Below are 17951 nucleotides of genomic sequence, written 5' to 3'. Positions count from 1 at the left end.
TGATGAGACCTTGAACATGATCCGGGTCGACCTTGATCGCCATCCGGGGCATGCTGTTGCTTTGATTTTCCCTTTCAGCGGCCAGAGCGACGCGCCATGATTTTCATCCCTCTCCCTTTTGTCGAAACGCTTTTTCTCCTCACCCTGCTGCTGCAAATGCATCGGCGGAGCGAAGACGGCTTGCGGGAACACCTGCCTTTCGCGCTGCTGATCGTCGCCTACGCATTGCAATCGGTGCTGATCGGCCTGCGATGGGGATATGATTTTTACGCGGTCATGCCGTTCCAGGCCGTGCTTGCCACGATCATCGCGACGCTGGCGTTCCTGAGTTTCAACGATCTTGCCAGCGAGAACTCGATCTTTCGCAAACGGACGACATGGCTGCACTGCCTGCCGGCTCTCACCGTCGCCCTGTTGCGCGCCGTCTGGCCAGAGCCGGTCGGCCTCGTCATCATCCTGGTATTTCTTGGTTATGGCGCAGCTCTGACAGCCCTGTGCCTGGAGGGCCCGGACGGTCTCGTCTCCTCGCGTCTCGACGGGGCGTTGCGCTCCTACCGGTCGCTGCAGGTCACCGCTGCGGCCGTACTGATGTCTGCCGCTGCCGATATCGCCATCAGCCTCGATTTTTCCTGGAGCGATGGCAGCCATGCCGGCGAGGTCGTGGCGGCGGGAAATGTCCTGGCATTGCTAGCGCTGGGGGCCGCCGCCTCCGTGGCCAGCTCCGGTGCCGCTGCGCCGGACAGGGGTGAGACAGAGAGGCAAAGGGCTGCGCCAACACCCGGCGCGACACCAGAAGATGCGGCGTCGACGGCCGCGGCGGTGGACGCGCTGATGCGGACGAAAGCGCTCTACAAGGATACGGAACTCAATCTCGCACGGCTGGCGCGGCGGCTGCAATGCCCGGCGCGCAGCGTTTCCATCGCCATCAACCGCATCCACGGCATGAGCGTGTCGCAATATGTCAACAATTTCCGCATCGCCGAGGCCTGCAGGCTGCTGTCAGAAACGGACGCGCCGGTGACTTCAATCATGTTCGATGCCGGTTTTCTCAGCAAATCGAACTTCAACCGCGAATTCCTGCGAATTACCGGGACCAGTCCCACGCTCTGGCGATCCAGAAATCACGCCGCCTTGACGGCGTGATATTCCTTGATGGCGACCATTTTGATAGCCGGATAACGTTCGGACTCGTAACGCAGCGAAAAGCCGTCCTGCGCGAGGAAGACCGGATCGCCGTCGAGGTCGCGGGCGATGTCGCCGCGCTTGGCGTTGACGAACTTGTCCATGTCGGCGGAGGCATCGGCCGAGACCCAGCGGCAGACGGAGAAGCGCGACATCTCGAACGAGACCGGCAGCCCATATTCGCCCTGCAGCCGCTCCTTCAAAACGTCGAGCTGCAGCGCGCCGACGACGCCGACGATGGCCGGCGAGCCGTCCTCCGGGGAAAACAGCTGCACGACACCCTCCTCGGCCATCTGCTGCAGCGCTTCCTTCAGCTTCTTCGCCTTCATCGCATCCTCGAGCCGAACGCGGCGCAGGATTTCCGGCGCGAAGTTCGGCACGCCCTGGAATACCAGGTCCTCGCCCTCGGTCAGCGTGTCGCCGATGCGCAGGGTGCCGTGGTTGGGGATGCCGACCACGTCGCCGGCAAAGGCGGTATCGGCGATGTGGCGCTGCGAGGCGAAGAAGAACTGCGGAGCAGACAGGCTCATCTGCTTGCCGGTGCGCGATAGGCGCGCCTTCATGCCACGCGCCAGCGTGCCGGAGCAGACGCGCACGAAAGCGATGCGGTCGCGATGGTTCGGATCCATGTTGGCCTGGATCTTGAAGACGAAGGCGGTCATCTTCGGATCTGTGGCATGCACGGTCTTGGTATCGGCCACCTGGTCGCGCGGCGGTGGCGCCATTTCGCCCAGCGCATTGATCAGATCGCGGACGCCGTAATTGCGCAGCGCCGAACCGAAGAATACCGGCGTCAAATGGCCCTCGAGAAAGGCCTCGCGGTCGAATGGGCGGCAGGCATCGCGAGCGAGATCAAGCTCGTCGATGAAGGCCTGGCGTTCGTTTTCCGGCAGGCGCTCGGCGACCGCCTGCGGTCCGTTGACCGGGGTTGTCTCGGCTTCCTTGTCGTTGCCGCGCACTTCGTTCTTGGCAAGGTGGTAGGAGCCGCAGAAACTCTTGGCGCGACCGATCGGCCAGGTGATCGGCGCGGTGTCGAGCGCCAGCTTGACCTCAATTTCGTCGAGAATCTCGAAGATGTCGCGGCTTTCGCGGTCCATCTTGTTGACGAAGGTGATGATCGGGATGTCGCGCAGACGGCAGACCTCGAACAGCTTCAGGGTTCTGGGCTCGATGCCCTTGGCGGCGTCGATGACCATGACGGCGGCGTCGACCGCGGTCAGCGTGCGATAGGTGTCGTCGGCGAAGTCTTCATGGCCCGGCGTATCGAGAAGGTTGAAAACGATGTCGTCATATTCGAAGGTCATGACAGAGGTGACGACCGAGATGCCGCGTTCGCGCTCGATCTTCATCCAGTCCGAGCGGGTCTGGATGCGATCCTTCTTCGCCTTGACCTCGCCGGCCAGCTGGATCGCGCCGCCGAACAGCAGCAGCTTCTCGGTCAGCGTCGTCTTCCCGGCGTCCGGGTGCGAGATAATAGCAAATGTGCGGCGGCGGGAGACCGCCTCGGCGAGACTTTCGGCCATGATGTGAATCCTGTGAATTGCCGCGTATCTAGCGATTTAACGCCGCCAATGCAATTGACCTCGCGCCACGCGGGGCAAACTAATGCCGCATGACGATAGACAGAGACACCCAGCCCGCCCTTGCCCTCGTTCGCCTTGCCCACGGCGACGGGCTCGACCTGCCATCCTACGAGACGACGGGCGCTGCCGGAATGGATTTGCGCGCCGCTGTCTCCGACGACCTGCCGCTGGTGCTTTCGCCCGGCCACAGGGCGCTGGTGCCGACCGGTTTCATCTTCGAGGTGCCTGACGGGTACGAGGCGCAGATCCGCCCACGCTCGGGCCTCGCCTTCAAGAACGGACTGACCTGCCTCAACACGCCGGGCACGATCGACAGCGATTATCGCGGCGAGGTGAAGGTGCTGATGATCAACCATGGCAGCGAGGATTTCGTCATCACCCGCGGCATGCGCATCGCCCAGATGGTGATTGCGCCGGTGACGCAGGCGCGCGTTTTCGAGGCAACGGCTACCAGCGAAACGACGCGCGGCAGCAGCGGGTTCGGCTCGACCGGCGTCTGACGGGCGTCGAGCCGGCAGCGCTATTTCACCGGACAATCATCCGCCATCTGATCTAGCCCCTCTGCCTTCAGCGCGAATGTTGCCGTCGGCTTTGGGGTGGTGCGGTCGACGGTGACGACATAGAGGCTGTCGAAATCCTTGCCCTTCCATTTCTTCGGCATCGTCTCTGGATCACCGCCATTGTCCCGCAGCAAATTGCCGACCAGATCGTAAAGCTGCTTGTGCTCCCAGGCGACGAAGACCAGCGAGGACTGGTATCTGGACGCCGAAAGCGCCGCCTGCAGCTTGTCGATCTCGTCGTAGCCATAGGTCGTATCGACCGGCAGCCCGGCGGCGATCGCCGTCGGCTCTATCGTCGCCAGCGGCCGGATATAGTCGTAGAGACTGCCGGAATCATCCTTCCTGCGCGAGGGATCGGGGGCGAAGATCGCGTCCGGCCTGCCGAATGTGCGGGTGAGCACCGGCGGCAGCGCCAGCGACCGGTTGAGGCCCTTGCAGCTCAATTGCCCGAGCCCGGCATCGGGCTTTTCGCCATGGCGCAGGAAGACGATCGTTTCCTTTCCCGAAGGCTGCGCCGCAAAGGCAGGGGAACCGACAAAAGCAGCTGCGACGGAAAACGTCACGGAAACGAGCATGGCCCTGCTGCATGCCGACCGGCGGCGAGACTTCATTCGGACCTGCATGGACATCTCCTCGGTTTTCAGGATCCAACTACCCAACCAATGCTGTTTCCACCGCAGGCCCCGCGCCCCGGCGACGCCCGTTTCCCGAAAATCGGCTGCGGGAGATTTTTATCCCAATTTCATGGCCTTGGTTGGACAAACGCACTCTGGCCTCGGGCCCTGTTTGACCCTATCCTTCGTGCCACAAGCCAACAAGGGAGAGCTCCATGTCAGACACCCGTAAACCAGGCCGCGGTCGCATCTACGCGTCGATCACCGACACCATCGGCGATACGCCGATCGTCCGTCTCGACAAGTTGGCCAAGGAGCACGGCGTCAAGGCCCACCTGCTCGCCAAGCTGGAGTTTTTCAACCCGATTTCCTCCGTCAAGGACCGCATCGGCGTCGCCATGATCGAGAGCCTGGAAGCGCAGGGCAAGATTACGCCCGGCAAGACGACGCTGGTCGAGCCGACCTCGGGCAACACCGGGATCGCACTTGCCTTTGCCGCTGCCGCCAAGGGCTACAAGCTGATCCTGACGATGCCCGAGACCATGTCGGTCGAGCGCCGCAAGATGCTGGCGCTGCTGGGTGCCGAACTGGTGCTGACCGAAGGCGCCAAGGGCATGAAAGGCGCCATCGCCAAGGCGCAGGAGCTGGCCGCCAGCCTCGAGGACGCCGTTATCCCGCAGCAGTTCGAAAATCCGGCCAATCCGGAAATCCACCGCAAAACCACGGCGGAAGAAATCTGGAACGACACCGAGGGTGGCATCGACATCCTCGTCTCCGGGATCGGCACCGGCGGCACGATCACCGGCGTCGGCCAGGTGCTGAAGTCGAAGAAGGCGAGCCTCAAGGTGGTCGCTGTCGAGCCGGCGGAATCGCCTGTGCTCTCCGGCGGCGCCCCCGGCCCGCACAAGATCCAGGGCATCGGCGCCGGCTTCGCGCCCGCCATCCTCGACACCCACGTCTATGACGAGATCGTCACCGTCAGCAGCACCGAAGCGCTGGAAACCGCCCGCCATGTCGCCCGCCTCGAAGGCGTGCCGGTCGGCATATCGTCCGGCGCCGCGCTGTTTGCGGCAATCGAGATCGGCAAGCGCGAGGAAAACGCCGGCAAGACGATCGTCGTCATCATCCCGTCCTTCGCCGAGCGCTACCTGTCGACCGCCCTGTTCGAAGGCCTCGGCGGCTGATCGTTATTCACCTGTCAAAGAACCGAAGGGCGCCGTGGTGCCCTTCCCTGCCTACCGCAAGCCTGCCCTGTTCAAGCCCGCCCGCTCGCACCCTATCGGCCGCCTCAGGCCGCGGCCGGCAATCGCGAGCCGGCGATCCGGTAGGAGATCGCCTCGGCCAGATGGATGCGGCCGACCGTCTGCTTGCCGTCGAGGTCCGCCAGGGTGCGCGCCACCTTCAGCACACGGTGATAGCCTCGGGCCGAAAACTTGAGCTTCTCGGCGGCATCTCGCAGCAATTGCAGGCCACCGGGATCGGGCTCGGCCAAGACCTCAATCATTGACGTCGAGCACCGGGCATTGGTTGTCACACCGCGCATGCCTGCCTCCAAGAACCGCTCCTGCTGCCATTCCCGCGCCTGGGCGACGCGCCGGGCGATGTCGGCGCTCTTTTCGGCCGGCATCGGTCGGATAAGGTCGACGGCGGAAACGGCGGGCACATCGATGCGGATGTCGATGCGATCCATCATCGGGCCGGAAATGCGGTTCTGGTAGTCCGTCATGCAGCGCGGACCGCGCGCGCAGCTGTGGCCCGGTTCCCCCGCCATGCCGCAGCGGCAGGGGTTCATCGCCGCCACCAGCTGGACGACAGCCGGATAGGTGACGCGATGATTGGCGCGGGCGATGATGCATTCGCCGGTTTCCAGCGGCTGGCGCAGGGCATCGAGCGCCTGAGCCGAGAACTCCGGAAACTCGTCGAGAAACAGAATGCCATGGTGGGCGAGCGATGCCTCGCCGGGCTTGGCGCGCAGCCCGCCGCCGACCATGGCCGCCATGGTGGCGGAATGATGCGGGGTCCGGAACGGCCGGCGATCGGAGAGCTTGCCGCCCGACAATTGCCCGGCGATCGAATGGATCATCGACACTTCCAGCAATTCGGCAGCAGACAGCGGCGGCAGGATCGACGGCAGCCGCGCCGCCAGCATCGATTTTCCCGATCCGGGCGGCCCGACCATCAGCAAGTTATGGCCACCGGCAGCCGCGACCTCGAGCGCCCGCTTGGCGCTTTCCTGGCCCTTGATCTCGGCAAGATCGCCCGCATGGGTGGGTCCGGCGCGGATGGCGGGTTCGGGGCGCGACAGAATCTGGGTGCCGCGAAAATGATTGGCGAGCGCGATCAGGCTGCGCGGCGCCAGAAGGTCGATCTCGGCCCCAGCCCAGGCCGCCTCCGGGCCGCTGTCGGCGGGGCAGATCAGGCCCTTGCCCATGGCATTGGCGCTGATGGCCGCCGGCAGCGCGCCAGCGACAGCGGCAATGGTGCCGTCGAGATTGAGCTCGCCGATCACCATGAAATCGGCGAGCGCGTCGCCGGGAATGGCGCCAAGGGCTGCCATCAGCCCGAGCGCGATCGCCAGGTCGAAATGCGAGCCCTCCTTGGGCAGATCCGCCGGCGCGAGGTTGACCGTCACCTTCTTCGGCGGCAGCGCCAGGCCGGAGGCATGCAGGGCCGCCTGCACCCGCTCGCGGCTCTCGGCGACCGCCTTGTCCGGCAGACCGACAATGTTGATGCCGACCTTGCCCGGCGCGACCATGACCTGGACCTCGACCGGCACGCCTTCTATGCCCTGAAATGCAACCGTGCTGACCCGCGCCACCATGCGCAACCCCCTATACCGCAACCCTTTACATCACGATCCGCAGCTTTGGCGGCGGTTGGATTGCAATCTGGCATAGAAAATAGAATGAAACAAGAACAATAAATGAACAAGCACACCCACCTGCTGCACTCAGGTTGCAGCAGGTTGTATTGTCAGAACAAAATGGGGAAGGATGGCTCGGTCAGCCGCGCTTGCGCTCGATGGCATCCCAGAGCAGGCTGGCGATATCGGCGCCGCCGAACCGCTTGACCTCGCGGATGCCGGTCGGCGAGGTGACGTTGATTTCCGTCATGTAGTCGCCGATGACGTCGATGCCGACGAGAAGGAAGCCGCGCGCCTTCAGGGCCGGCCCGATGCGGGCGCAGATCTCCTGCTCGCGCCGGGTCAGTTCGGTCGCCTCGGCGCGGCCGCCGACATGCATGTTCGAGCGGCTGTCGTGCTCGGCAGGCACGCGGTTGATGGCGCCCACCGGTTCGCCGTCGACGAGGATGATCCGCTTGTCGCCCTTGCGCACATCCGGCAGGTATTGCTGGGCGATGAAGGGCTCGCGGAACAGCTGGCCGAACATCTCGAGCAGCGACGACAGGTTGCGATCATCACGGGTCGAATGGAAAACGCCGGCGCCGCCATTGCCGTAGAGCGGCTTCAGGATGATATCGCCCATTTCCTCGCGAAAGCGGCGAATCTCGTCGGCGTCGCGGGTGATCAGCGTCTTCGGCATCAGGTCCTCGAACTCGGTGACGAAGATCTTTTCCGGCGAATTGCGGACCCAGGCAGGGTCGTTGACAACAAGCGTCTTCGGATGGATGCGCTCGAGCATATGGGTGGAGGTGATGTAGCCCATGTCGAAGGGCGGGTCCTGGCGCAGCAGCACCACGTCCATGGTGGCAAGGTCGATCCGCTCCGGTTCGCCCAGATCGAAATGGTCGCCCTTGATGTCGCGCAGCACCATCGGCTCGGCCGTGGCGTAGACCTTGCCGTCGCGCATGCTCATGCGCTCGGGCGTATAGTGGAACAACTTGTAGCCGCGCGCCTGCGCCTCGAGGCTCATGGCGAAGGTGCTGTCGCCCGCGATGTTGATGCCGGATACATGGTCCATCTGGACCGCCACATTCCTGATCGTCGCCATGTCTTTTCCTTACTCGTTTTGTCGACAGATGTAAGTCGCGGCGCTTTCGAAGGCAACGGCTAATCAGAAGGGCGGTCGTCGGCCCGAGGCGCAGGTCAGCCCTTCGGGGCGGCAGCAAGCCCCAGCACGTCGCAGACGATGATATCATGGTCGGAGAGCGGCTTGCCTTCGCCGTCGAGCGAGGAGACCAGGTAGCTTCGGGAAATCTCCAGGCCACGGCTCAGAAACCAGTCGAGCTTCATCCGGCGTTCGGGAAAGCGGGTGATCAGGCTTGGCCGGGTGCTGGTCTCGTCCAGCGGACCGCCGTGGCGCTCGAAGCCGCGGGCGGCCGCCATGTCGAACAGCGTGTCTGTCCTGTAGTCGCCGCCGGTGTGGTTGCCGGTGTTGAAATCACCGCCGATGAGGATCGGCAGGCCGGGGGCATAGGATTCGACCGCATCGATCAACGCCGACATCTGCCGTTCGCGATAGGGGCCGTCGCCGACGCTCTCGAGATGCACCGACACGGCAACGAAGGGGCCGACCTCGGTGGCGATCGTCGCGCCGACGGCGCAGCGTTCGCCGATGCGCGGCTGTTCGTTGGAATCGGAGAACCACAGCGCATTGCCCGGCAGGCGGAAGACGAAGGGATCGCGCAGCGATGTCGCGGCCATCAGCGCATTGCCGTGAAAACCACGGTCGTTGGTCGCATGCGTGCAGAAGGAACGCTCGATTTCGGAGCCGAGGCTGAGCTCGAGAAATTCGAGGCCATAGGCGTAGGTCATGCCAAGCTCATCGGCGATGATTGCCGTTGGATCGGCCTGGGCGGTGCGGGCCATGCCGTCATCCATTTCAGACAGCAGCACCAGCGGCGCGCCGAGACAGCGCAGCTTGGCGGCCGAGGCCTCAGGGAAAAGGCAGCGCTCAAGGTTCCAGGCCGCCACCGTCAGCGGCAGGGCGAGCGGGGCCACGGGGCCTTCGCCGCCGGTGCGCAGCGTGTTCATGCAGGCAAGTGCTGCCATGTTCAACGCAAAGGTCTCCGGTGTCTTTTCCAGCGCCAGCAGGGCCTGACGCTGTTGTTCGGCCGGAACGTCAAAGGCGGAAACGGTGGTGCGGATCATGATGCAGATGTCCTTGAGCCTGTGGTGGTTGCGGCCCATTAGAACCACTTCATGACAGTCGCATGATGATCGACCTAGAAGGCATCGCGGAAATGGCGCGGCCAGCGGCCGGGAAGGATGGCGACGATGTCGTAGCGCTGCGACAGGCGCGCGCAATCCGGCTGCCGGGCAAGCCAGATGTCGCTGGCGCCACGAATGCGGCGCTGGGAAGCGGCGGACACGGCATCGACCGCCGCCTGCTCTCCCCGTCGTGCCTTGACCTCGACAAAGACAGCGAGGTCGCCCTTGCGGGCAATGATATCGATTTCGCCGAGCACCGTCCGGTGGCGGATGGCGAGAATGCGGTAGCCCTTGCAGGCGAGATAGAGCGCGGCAATGTACTCCGAGAGGTGGCCGCGCCGCCAGGCGCTGCGGCGTCTTCGGCGTTGCCCGCTATCGACCATCGCCTCGGGCCTTCATCGAGAGCAGCCGCTGATAGAGATCGCGGCGCGGCATGCCGGTGATGCGGGCGGCTTCGGCCGCGGCCTTGGCTGTCGGCATCGACTGCGAAAGGTCGAGAAGGATGGCTTCGACATCTGCCTCCGGCGTTGCCATCTCCGGCGGCGGGCCGATGACGAGGACGATCTCTCCCTTGACGTTGTCGACGTCCCCGTAATGGACGGAAAGCTCGGCAAGCGTGCCGCGGCGGAATTCCTCGAAGGTCTTGGTCAGTTCACGACAGACGGAGGCCTTGCGGTCCGCGCCGAGCACATCGGCGGCAGCCGCCAGCGTCGCGGCGATCCGGTGGGGCGATTCGAAGAACAACAGCGTCGCTGGCACCGCTGACAGCGCCGCCAGCCGATCCCGACGGGCCTTGTCCTTGACCGGCAGGAAACCGGCAAAGAAGAAGGCATCGTTGGGCAGGCCCGAGCCGACCAGGGCCGCCAGCGGCGCCGAGGCGCCGGGAATGGGCACGACGCGATAGCCGGCGTCGATCGCCTGCAGGGCCAGCCGGTAGCCGGGATCGGAGACCAGCGGCGTGCCGGCATCCGACACCAGCGCTACGGAGCGGCCGCCGGCAAGTGCGGCCAGCAGCTTCGGGCCGGCCTCGTCGGCATTGTATTCGTGGTAGGCATAGGGTCGATTTTTGATGCCGTAGCGGTCAAGCAGCACGCGCGTCACGCGGGTGTCCTCGCAGGCGAGCACATCGGCGCCGGCCAGGGTCTCCAGCGCACGCAGGGTGATGTCGCCGAGATTGCCGATCGGCGTTGCCACCAGATAGAGCATCGGCTCGAGCGGGCGCGCCGGCACGGTGACGTTGTGCAGCCGGAAACTCCGCCCCTTGCCGGCGTCGCTGGAAATCTCGTCATTCATGCCTGGATATGCCCTTCTTGCTGTCCGGCCTTTATGGGGGAGGCGCAGGGCTTCGGCAAGGGAGCACGGATTCCTGTGTGCTATAGCGGCGAAATTGGGAAATGAACCCGCCTCCGGCGCTATACCTCTTGCTTTCGCATGCGGATTTCTGCCACTTTGCCGGTCCACTCCTGCGTGCCCGGCACGGGGGAGAATTCTTTGGGCATCGTCTCGACGCCCGGACAGTCACGGTCGAAAGCGGTAGCATCCATGCGTATTACACTTGAGCGTTCCCATCTTTTGAAATCGCTGAACCACGTTCATCGTGTCGTGGAGCGCCGCAACACCATTCCGATCCTGTCCAACGTGCTGCTGAAGGCCGAAGGCTCGACGCTCGACATGAAGGCGACGGACCTCGATCTGGAAATCACCGAAGCGACGCCAGCCATGGTCGAGCAGGCCGGCGCGACCACCGTGCCCGCCCATCTGCTCTACGACATCGTCCGCAAGCTTTCGGACGGCTCGGAAGTGTCTTTGTCGACCAATGCCGATGGCGGCTCGATGACGGTGGCCTCGGGCCGCTCGAAGTTCACCCTGCAGTGCCTGCCGCAGTCGGATTTCCCGGACCTGACCGCCGGCACCTTCAGCCATAAGTTCCCGCTGAAGGCCGCCGACCTCAAGATGCTGATCGACCGGACGCAGTTCGCCATCTCGACGGAAGAAACCCGTTATTACTTGAACGGCATCTTCTTCCACACGATCGAAAGCGGCGGCGACCTGAAGCTGCGCGCTGTCGCCACCGACGGCCACCGTCTGGCGCGCGCCGATGTCGACGCGCCCTCCGGCTCCGAAGGCATGCCGGGGATCATCATCCCGCGCAAGACGGTCGGCGAACTGCAGAAGCTGATGGACAATCCCGACCTGATCGTCACCGTCGAGGTCTCGGACGCCAAGATCCGCCTGTCGGTCGGCAATATCGTGATGACGTCGAAACTCATCGACGGCACCTTCCCCGATTATCAACGCGTCATTCCGGCCAACAACGACAAGGAAATGCGCGTCGACTGCCAGACCTTCGCCCAGGCCGTCGACCGCGTCTCGACGATCTCGTCGGAGCGCGGCCGTGCCGTGAAGCTGGCCCTGACCGAGGGACAGCTGCTGCTCACCGTCAACAACCCGGATTCGGGGAGCGCTACGGAAGAAGTGGCTGTTGGCTACGACACCGACCCGATGGAAATCGGCTTCAACGCCAAGTACCTGCTCGATATCACCGCGCAACTCTCCGGCGACGAAGCGATCTTCTTGCTGGCGGATGCCGGCTCGCCCACCCTGATCCGCGATACGGCTGGCGACGATGCGATCTATGTGCTGATGCCGATGCGCGTCTAGGCGACAGCGGCACCGACCCAGGGTTCTGGCGCGCCCGGACCTGGTTCCTGTGCCGCGGGTCTACGAGAGTGGGACGGACATCAAGCCCGTCTCGTTGTTGCAATACTCGTGGAGAATGCGGATGGCGCTGCGCCTCAAGGAACGGCTGGGTAAGAAATTCGACGAGGAAATCCGTTTCTTCAGGGGCATGATGCAAGGGCCGAAGACCGTCGGCTCGATCGTGCCGACGTCGGCCATCACCGCCCGCAAGATGGCAAGCGTGATCAATCCGCAGTCCGGACTGCCGGTGCTCGAGCTTGGACCCGGAACCGGCGCTATCACCAAGGCGATCCTCGCGCGCGGCGTCGAACCATCCAATCTCATTTCCATCGAATACTCGACCGACTTCTTCAACCATCTGGTCAAGCGCTATGCCGGCGTGCATTTCATCAACGGCGACGCCTTTGATCTCGACAAGACGCTCGGCGTGTTGCGCGGCCAGACATTCGATTGCGTCATCTCGGCGATACCGCTGCTGAATTTTCCGATGCAGGCCCGCGTGGCACTGCTCGAGAGCCTGCTCGACCGGATGCCGCCGGGGCGGCCTGTCGTGCAGATATCCTACGGTGCCGTCTCGCCGATCATCGCCCGGCCGGACCGCTATCACATCAAGCATTTCGATTTCATCGTCCGCAACATTCCGCCGGCGCAGCTGTGGATCTACCGGCGGGGGTGAAGCTCGGAGATATACAATTGAATTAAAAGCCCGCGCTTTTACGCGCTCTTCTTAAGTGCACGTGCGAGGCAACCGATATTTGAGGCAGAGCATAGTTCACCAAATAGGATGACGCTTAACATCCACTAAGCATTTATTTAAGGGTATCAAGTGTCTGCTAACTGCGCTTTCAATAGCTGCTGCAGATAGTCTGCAAGCGCTGACACGTCAAAATGCCCGTTTGCCCAATGCATGTCAGCCGCCTTCAAGGCAGCATAATAAGGCTCGCGATTTTCGCGAATTCTCTCCGGCACAATTTTAGTGCCAGGTAGCAAAGCGCCGTAGCGCATACAAATAAGATAATAGCAGGCAGCTCTCGCCGTCCTGCCGTTCCCCTCAACAAACGGGTGTATCCAGTTCATGCGCCAAAGGGCGTATGCCGCTAGCGTCGTCGGATGCTCATTGATCGTCCAATTCTCGTGCACGACAGATAAGAACATATCCATTTGATGTGACACTTCGCTAAAGTGCGGCGGGATGTGTTTCCCGACATAAATGGGCTGCTCCCGAAATCTGCCCCCAAATTGGGCTATGTTACTCACTGCAGCATAATTGAGGGACCAAAGCGTATATTTATCAAACGCTTCGATCCCCTTTTTCAGGCCTATTTCTATACAGTTTGTCAGCAAGTCATACTGACGCAACAAATTCTGCTCTTGTATCCGAGCAAAAAACTCTGGGTCGTCTTTTTCTCGGACCGACAAGGGCAAATCCTACGAAGCTAAGAGGATCGAATTGGATGCCTTGCGAACTGACTCTTTTGTGATGAACTCGGAATCAGGCGAATTGCCGAAGGCAAAGCTGATTCTTTGCTCCAACAGCTGTGCTTCAGTAACGGGTCTTTGACGGGCAATTTCCAACAGAGTTACGAGTTCGGGATCTATCGCCGTGTCATTTAAGAATTGCTTGCGGTTCGCCATTTATTGTCTCCCGATTAGGATTCCTGACCATTATCTCGCCCTTGCTAAAGGCGGATGATCAACTACTAAGGTTAAAGAAGGTTTATTTCGTTCACGGCTTGTTCCGAAACTTAGAATGATTTGCCCTATCCGGTCAAATCACAATCACGATTTAAATCGCAATGCAGTTGATGCAAAAGTTTAGCGAAAGCTCAATAGTCTGTTGAAGGATGCATTTTCAAGCCGTGAGACCAACTTCGAACACAACGATTGCATCTGGCCCTTGTCCTTTCGATCTTGCGAACCGGGCTGTCTCATGCGACTGGACGGCTATCGAGGACTGGCAGGGATGGGAAGCCGATGACCACAGAAACCGCACGTGACCGGCTGATCGTCGGCCTGGATGTCCCCAATCTCAAGGAAGCCGAGGCGATCGTCTCGGCGCTCGGCGACGACATCCTGTTCTACAAGATCGGCTACCAGCTGGTATTTGCAGGCGGGCTGGAGTTTGCGCGCGAGCTGGCGCAGAGCGGCAAGAAGATCTTTCTCGACATGAAGCTGCTCGACATCGACAACACGGTCGCCTCAGGCGTCGAGAACATCGCCAAGATGGGCATGTCGATGCTGACGCTGCATGCCTATCCGAAGGCAATGCGGGCTGCCGTCAAGGCGGCGGAGGGCTCCGGCCTTTGCCTGCTCGGCGTCACCGTGCTCACGTCCATGGATGGCGACGACATGCTGGAGGCGGGCTACCAGGCCGACCCGCATGCGCTGGTGCTCAGCCGCGCCGAACAGGCGCGCGCGGCCGGGATGGGCGGCATCGTCTGCTCGGCGGAGGAATCGACGGCAGTGCGTGCCATCATCGGCCCCGACATGGCGCTGGTGACACCCGGCATCCGGCCTGTCGGCAGCGACAAGGGCGATCAGAAGCGCGTGATGACGCCGGCAGATGCGATCCGCGCCGGCTCCAGCCATCTCGTTGTTGGCCGCCCGATCGTCAAGGCTAACGACCCGAAGGCCGCAGCGCGCGCCATTCTCGACGAGATGCTGACGGCGCTGTGGCCCGCCAACCACTAACAACAACAAGGAGGACAACCATGCCCAAGGGTTATTGGATCGCCCGCGTCGACGTTCACACGCCGGAGCGCTACGGCGAATATCTTGCTGCCGCCAAGCCAGCTTTTGAGCGCTACGAGGCGAATTTCATCGCGCGGGGCGGCGCCTTCGTCGAACTCGAGGGACCTGCGCGCGGCCGCAATGTCGTCATCGAGTTTCCCTCGCTGCAGCATGCCGTCGATTGCTACAATTCGCCGGAATACCAGGTCGCGGCGAAGATCCGCCAGGAGATCGCCACCGCCGAGATGGTCGTGGTCGAAGGCGTCTAGCCTGCGGAGATCACCGTTAAACACATCGGCCGCGCATTCCGGTTTGGAATGCGCGGCCTTTCTCTAGACTGCGATGTCTGGCCTCAAACTCTTCCCAGCTCTTCGGGCGAGTACCTAGGCGGCGTTGCCGCGACCAAAGCTATTGGCAAGCCTGCCGGCCAATGCCCGGGCGGGCGACGCAACCGGCTGCGAGCCCGTGGTTGTGCTGCGCGGACGGGACGCTGGCGCAGGCTCTCCACCTCCGATGTTGAACTGGCTGAGCAGGCTGTTGAGCATGGCGGCTTCGTTTGCCAGACTGTGGCTGGCGGCATTGGTCTCCTCCACCATCGCCGCATTCTGTTGAGTTCCCTGGTCCATGGTATTGACGGCGGTGTTGATCTCCGAGATGCCCGTCGACTGCTCGCGGGCCGCCTCGACGATGGCCCGGACATGGCTGGTGATTTCGGTGACTTCCTTCTCGATCAGGACAAGCGCTTCGCCGGTTTCGCCGACCAGGCTGACGCCGGTGCGGACGTGATTGCCGGAGGCGCTGATCAACACCTTGATCTCTTTCGCGGCATTGGCGGAACGCTGTGCCAGTTCGCGCACCTCCTGGGCGACGACGGCAAAGCCTTTGCCTGCCTCGCCGGCACGCGCCGCCTCCACGCCGGCATTGAGCGCCAGCAGATTGGTCTGGAAGGCAATGTCGTCGATGACGCCGATGATGTTGCTGATTTCGCCCGAGGACCGTTCGATCTCATTCATGGCGGCAACAGCCTTGCGAACGACAAGACCGGATTTTTCGGCTCCCTGACGGGTGCGCTCGACGAGAACGCCTGCCTCTTCGGCGCGCTTGGTCGAATCGCGAACTGTTGTCGTGATTTGCTCCAATGCTGCGGCCGTCTGTTCGAGGGAAGCGGCCTGCTGCTCGGTGCGACGGGCGAGGTCGTCGGCCGCCGAGCGGATTTCACCGGCACCGGAATTGATGACGCCAGCATTTTGGCCGACCGCGGTCAGCGCTTCCTGCAGAGTTTCCATCGAATTGTTGAAGCTTTCGCGCAACCCGTCGAGATGGTCGACGAAGGTTTCGGTGATCCGGTAGGAGACATCGCCACCCGACAAGCGGGTCAAGCCGTAACCAAGCGCATCGACAGCCGTCTTGGTGTCTGCGGCGTCCTTGGCCTTGGCGGCATCGCGAGCGCGGGCTTCCTTTTCTGAGTGGGATCGGCCATCGTCGGCCTCGCGCTCGAGGCGCGTGCGTTCAATGGCATTTTCGCGGAACACGGCGACGGCGGCGGCCATCTGGCCGACTTCGTCCTTGCGCTCCAGACCCGGAGTTTCGCCCGCTGTCTCGCCCGCTGCCAGCGCCTCCATACGTTGGCGTAGCCGATCGATCGGTCCGGTGATGCCGCGCGAGGCCACGTAAAGACCGAGAAGGACCATGGCGACAAAAGCGACGCCAAGAATCGAGAGGCCTGTGATGATCGTGCTGTTGGTATCGGCCTGCAATTCGGCCGTACCGTCCGCGGTGAACTTCATCAGTTGATCGTTGCCGCCGGCAAACAGCGGGAGAATGGTCGTCAAGGTGGCGCCGGCCTTCAGCATCACCGCGCGGGCTTCGTCCTGCTTGCCCGCCTTGGAAAGTTGGATGACCTGCTGGCCAAGGATATTAAAGCCCTCGATGGCCTTGACCATGGTCGCCACTGGCTCGGCGCGCGCGGGAACCAGCTGGACCTGCGTTTTCAGACGCTGCAGCATCAAAACCTGATTGTCTTCATAGATCTTGACGGAAGCCGCAAAGTCGGGCGAGGCCGGGTCCTTGATAACAAGCAACCCGAGCTGGAAGCCCATCTGCAAAAGGCCGCCGGTCGCGCGCGCATTCAGGGTTGTGGCCGCACTTTCATGCGACAGGAAGCTTGAATAGCGCGTATCGGCGCTCTTGAACTGGACGCTGACATAGGCGAGTCCGGCTATGGCGATCAGGCCCATTAGAATGATTACTGAAATGATTTTGGTTCGAATTCTTGCATTCTGCAGAAAAGTCATTGGGCGCCCTATCGGGTGACTTCAAGACACAGCCCGCCCATCGTCGCAACTAATGATTGCGCAACGTGATCTCAGGAATTTTGGGAGCTGTCTCTTGGGAGGATGCGGATCATGGCAGTGGAAATACGCTGTCATAGCGAAGAAATCGTCGCAAACTGCCTGTATCCCGATCTAACCAAGCTTGCCTTACAAACAATTAAAATCTTGGACCTAGTTTTAGCGGGGACACGCGATACGCGCACATGATCTCATCATACCAGCTAAATACTGGCAGCTGTGTGCCGATCGCCGTTGTTGAGATAGAGCCCGCGCGAACGTTCCAGGTGCTTCAGCACCGCAGTCTCGGCGGCGTCGGCATCGTTGGCGGCGAGACACTGGAGGATCTCCTCGTGCTCGACGAGGGTGAATTTCTCCTTGCCGGTCCAGATCAGCATGTCGGTGTGGTATTCCTTCAGCCAGGCGAGCATCGCCTCGCTGACGGCGACGAAGATCGGATTTGCCGAGACACGGGCGATGCGGGTGTGGAACTCCATGTCGGCCGCAATGAACGCATCGGCATCGCCGAGGCTGTCGCGCTGGCGATCGATGATGGCCTGGAGATCGGCGATATCCTGCGGCGTCGCCTCGAGCGCCGCCTGGCGGGCCATGCCGCGTTCGAAGAAGATGCGGGCGCTTTTAAGGTATTCCAGGGTCGCAGAGGATTGCGACAGCATGATCTTGGCAGTGAGATCGACCTGCTTGAAGATCGTCTTTGCGGTCAATTGCAGGACGCGGGCTCGCTCGCCATGGCTGATGGCCACCAGCCCCATGCCGGCCAGCGACTGCATGGCCTCGCGGATCGCCGGGCGGCCGACACCGAAGCGCTCCATCAGGTCTCGTTCCGACGGCATCTCGTCGCCGGGCTCAAGCTCGCCGCTGGTGATCATCCGCTCCAGGCGGGCAAAAACCTCGTCTGACAGCTTGCGACGGACAATGGGTTCGTTCGGTTGGTCCATGGATTCTTTCCGGCTCATCTAGACCCTTCCTTATGCACATTTCCCGTCGTTTGGGAAAACGTCAATCAGGCTGCAGCGCCCAACCGCGCCAAATCCCGCAAAAACTTTTTCTTGCCTCGTTGGAATACTCATTATACCAGTTAGGCCGTTGACGTCACGCTTTTCGAGGCGTGGCGAGAGGAG

Annotated in this window: 17 protein-coding genes and 1 pseudogene; 7 read left to right on the top strand and 11 right to left on the bottom strand. The window is 62.2% G+C overall.

The features are described from left to right. Positions 1 to 96 precede the first annotated feature (96 nt). On the top strand, positions 97 to 1143 hold the full coding sequence (locus VH564_RS13210) for a helix-turn-helix domain-containing protein (RefSeq protein ID WP_423340294.1): 1047 nt from the start codon (positions 97 to 99) through the stop codon (positions 1141 to 1143). Here the strand turns inward: VH564_RS13210 and VH564_RS13205 are convergent. Further along, complete coding sequence (locus VH564_RS13205) at positions 1122 to 2705, bottom strand: peptide chain release factor 3 (RefSeq protein WP_423340293.1); 1584 nt, start codon at positions 2703 to 2705, stop codon at positions 1122 to 1124. The genes VH564_RS13210 and VH564_RS13205 overlap by 22 nt on opposite strands. Before the next feature lie 89 nt (positions 2706 to 2794). On the opposite strand from VH564_RS13205, the gene dut reads away from it, so the two are divergent. Continuing rightward, entirely contained in the window at positions 2795 to 3265 is a 471-nt protein-coding gene (dut, locus tag VH564_RS13200; protein WP_423340292.1) for a dUTP diphosphatase, read from the top strand. Positions 3266 to 3285: 20 nt separating this feature from the next. On the opposite strand, the gene VH564_RS13195 is transcribed toward dut, so the two are convergent. After that, entirely contained in the window at positions 3286 to 3948 is a 663-nt protein-coding gene (locus tag VH564_RS13195; protein WP_423340291.1) for a hypothetical protein, read from the bottom strand. A gap of 206 nt (positions 3949 to 4154) precedes the next feature. Between VH564_RS13195 and cysK the strand changes: the two genes are divergently transcribed. Beyond that, entirely contained in the window at positions 4155 to 5123 is a 969-nt protein-coding gene (gene cysK, locus VH564_RS13190; RefSeq protein WP_423340290.1) for a cysteine synthase A, read from the top strand. A 104-nt stretch (positions 5124 to 5227) separates the two neighbouring features. Here cysK and VH564_RS13185 read toward each other — a convergent pair whose 3' ends face one another. The 5 genes from VH564_RS13185 to rsmI form a co-directional block, all read right to left on the bottom strand. Next, positions 5228 to 6760 carry a YifB family Mg chelatase-like AAA ATPase gene (locus tag VH564_RS13185; protein ID WP_423340289.1) on the bottom strand — a complete coding sequence of 511 codons (1533 nt, stop codon included), beginning with the start codon at positions 6758 to 6760 and terminating at the stop codon, positions 5228 to 5230. A 181-nt stretch (positions 6761 to 6941) separates the two neighbouring features. Beyond that, on the bottom strand, positions 6942 to 7889 hold the full coding sequence (gene gshB, locus VH564_RS13180; protein WP_423340288.1) for a glutathione synthase: 948 nt from the start codon (positions 7887 to 7889) through the stop codon (positions 6942 to 6944). A 95-nt stretch (positions 7890 to 7984) separates the two neighbouring features. Next, a complete protein-coding gene (locus tag VH564_RS13175) occupies positions 7985 to 8989 on the bottom strand; it encodes an endonuclease/exonuclease/phosphatase family protein (RefSeq protein ID WP_423340287.1) in 1005 nt (334 codons plus the stop codon). 74 nt (positions 8990 to 9063) lie between these two features. Further along, complete coding sequence (locus tag VH564_RS13170; protein WP_423340286.1) at positions 9064 to 9432, bottom strand: YraN family protein; 369 nt, start codon at positions 9430 to 9432, stop codon at positions 9064 to 9066. Next, positions 9422 to 10342: a 16S rRNA (cytidine(1402)-2'-O)-methyltransferase gene (gene rsmI / locus VH564_RS13165; protein ID WP_423340285.1), complete on the bottom strand. Its 921-nt coding sequence runs from the start codon at positions 10340 to 10342 to the stop codon at positions 9422 to 9424. Before rsmI ends, VH564_RS13170 begins: the two co-directional genes overlap by 11 nt. Positions 10343 to 10591: 249 nt before the next feature. On the opposite strand from rsmI, the gene dnaN reads away from it, so the two are divergent. Then, complete coding sequence (gene dnaN / locus VH564_RS13160; RefSeq protein WP_423340284.1) at positions 10592 to 11710, top strand: DNA polymerase III subunit beta; 1119 nt, start codon at positions 10592 to 10594, stop codon at positions 11708 to 11710. A 121-nt stretch (positions 11711 to 11831) separates the two neighbouring features. Then, complete coding sequence (gene pmtA, locus VH564_RS13155; RefSeq protein ID WP_423340283.1) at positions 11832 to 12425, top strand: phospholipid N-methyltransferase PmtA; 594 nt, start codon at positions 11832 to 11834, stop codon at positions 12423 to 12425. A 146-nt stretch (positions 12426 to 12571) separates the two neighbouring features. On the opposite strand, the gene VH564_RS13150 is transcribed toward pmtA, so the two are convergent. Together VH564_RS13150 and VH564_RS13145 are read right to left on the bottom strand one after the other, a co-directional pair. Further along, complete coding sequence (locus tag VH564_RS13150) at positions 12572 to 13168, bottom strand: Fic family protein (protein ID WP_423340282.1); 597 nt, start codon at positions 13166 to 13168, stop codon at positions 12572 to 12574. A gap of 9 nt (positions 13169 to 13177) precedes the next feature. After that, positions 13178 to 13384 (bottom strand): hypothetical protein, encoded by a 207-nt coding sequence (locus VH564_RS13145; protein ID WP_423340281.1) that lies wholly within the window; start codon positions 13382 to 13384, stop codon positions 13178 to 13180. A gap of 339 nt (positions 13385 to 13723) precedes the next feature. Here VH564_RS13145 and pyrF point away from each other — a divergent pair, with 339 nt between their 5' ends. Next, entirely contained in the window at positions 13724 to 14440 is a 717-nt protein-coding gene (pyrF, locus tag VH564_RS13140) for an orotidine-5'-phosphate decarboxylase (protein ID WP_423340280.1), read from the top strand. Between the two features lie 20 nt (positions 14441 to 14460). After that, positions 14461 to 14748: a DUF1330 domain-containing protein gene (locus VH564_RS13135; protein WP_423340279.1), complete on the top strand. Its 288-nt coding sequence runs from the start codon at positions 14461 to 14463 to the stop codon at positions 14746 to 14748. Positions 14749 to 14833: 85 nt separating this feature from the next. Here VH564_RS13135 and VH564_RS13130 read toward each other — a convergent pair. Continuing rightward, positions 14834 to 16773: pseudogene (locus tag VH564_RS13130) on the bottom strand (methyl-accepting chemotaxis protein); the annotation flags it as partial. 260 nt (positions 16774 to 17033) lie between these two features. After that, positions 17034 to 17768 carry a transcriptional regulator NanR gene (locus VH564_RS13125; protein ID WP_423340531.1) on the bottom strand — a complete coding sequence of 245 codons (735 nt, stop codon included), beginning with the start codon at positions 17766 to 17768 and terminating at the stop codon, positions 17034 to 17036. Positions 17769 to 17951 lie beyond the last annotated feature (183 nt).

The sequence above is a fragment of the Rhizobium sp. HT1-10 genome (genome assembly GCF_049472505.1).
Taxonomy (GTDB): Bacteria; Pseudomonadota; Alphaproteobacteria; order Rhizobiales; family Rhizobiaceae; genus Rhizobium.
This window is presented reverse-complemented; position numbering and strand designations above follow the sequence as displayed.

What these genes read in the sequence shown, in the direction of transcription:
- gshB (WP_423340288.1), bottom strand. Translation starts at nt 7,889, where the DNA reads ATGGCGACGATCAGGAATGTGGCGGTCCAGATGGACCATGTATCCGGC.
- dut (WP_423340292.1), top strand. Translation starts at nt 2,795, where the DNA reads ATGACGATAGACAGAGACACCCAGCCCGCCCTTGCCCTCGTTCGCCTT.
- dnaN (WP_423340284.1), top strand. Translation starts at nt 10,592, where the DNA reads ATGCGTATTACACTTGAGCGTTCCCATCTTTTGAAATCGCTGAACCAC.
- VH564_RS13175 (WP_423340287.1), bottom strand. Translation starts at nt 8,989, where the DNA reads ATGATCCGCACCACCGTTTCCGCCTTTGACGTTCCGGCCGAACAACAG.
- pyrF (WP_423340280.1), top strand. Translation starts at nt 13,724, where the DNA reads ATGACCACAGAAACCGCACGTGACCGGCTGATCGTCGGCCTGGATGTC.
- cysK (WP_423340290.1), top strand. Translation starts at nt 4,155, where the DNA reads ATGTCAGACACCCGTAAACCAGGCCGCGGTCGCATCTACGCGTCGATC.
- VH564_RS13125 (WP_423340531.1), bottom strand. Translation starts at nt 17,768, where the DNA reads ATGGACCAACCGAACGAACCCATTGTCCGTCGCAAGCTGTCAGACGAG.
- rsmI (WP_423340285.1), bottom strand. Translation starts at nt 10,342, where the DNA reads ATGAATGACGAGATTTCCAGCGACGCCGGCAAGGGGCGGAGTTTCCGG.
- VH564_RS13135 (WP_423340279.1), top strand. Translation starts at nt 14,461, where the DNA reads ATGCCCAAGGGTTATTGGATCGCCCGCGTCGACGTTCACACGCCGGAG.
- VH564_RS13185 (WP_423340289.1), bottom strand. Translation starts at nt 6,760, where the DNA reads ATGGTGGCGCGGGTCAGCACGGTTGCATTTCAGGGCATAGAAGGCGTG.
- VH564_RS13145 (WP_423340281.1), bottom strand. Translation starts at nt 13,384, where the DNA reads ATGGCGAACCGCAAGCAATTCTTAAATGACACGGCGATAGATCCCGAA.
- VH564_RS13205 (WP_423340293.1), bottom strand. Translation starts at nt 2,705, where the DNA reads ATGGCCGAAAGTCTCGCCGAGGCGGTCTCCCGCCGCCGCACATTTGCT.
- VH564_RS13170 (WP_423340286.1), bottom strand. Translation starts at nt 9,432, where the DNA reads ATGGTCGATAGCGGGCAACGCCGAAGACGCCGCAGCGCCTGGCGGCGC.
- VH564_RS13195 (WP_423340291.1), bottom strand. Translation starts at nt 3,948, where the DNA reads ATGCAGGTCCGAATGAAGTCTCGCCGCCGGTCGGCATGCAGCAGGGCC.
- pmtA (WP_423340283.1), top strand. Translation starts at nt 11,832, where the DNA reads ATGGCGCTGCGCCTCAAGGAACGGCTGGGTAAGAAATTCGACGAGGAA.
- VH564_RS13210 (WP_423340294.1), top strand. Translation starts at nt 97, where the DNA reads ATGATTTTCATCCCTCTCCCTTTTGTCGAAACGCTTTTTCTCCTCACC.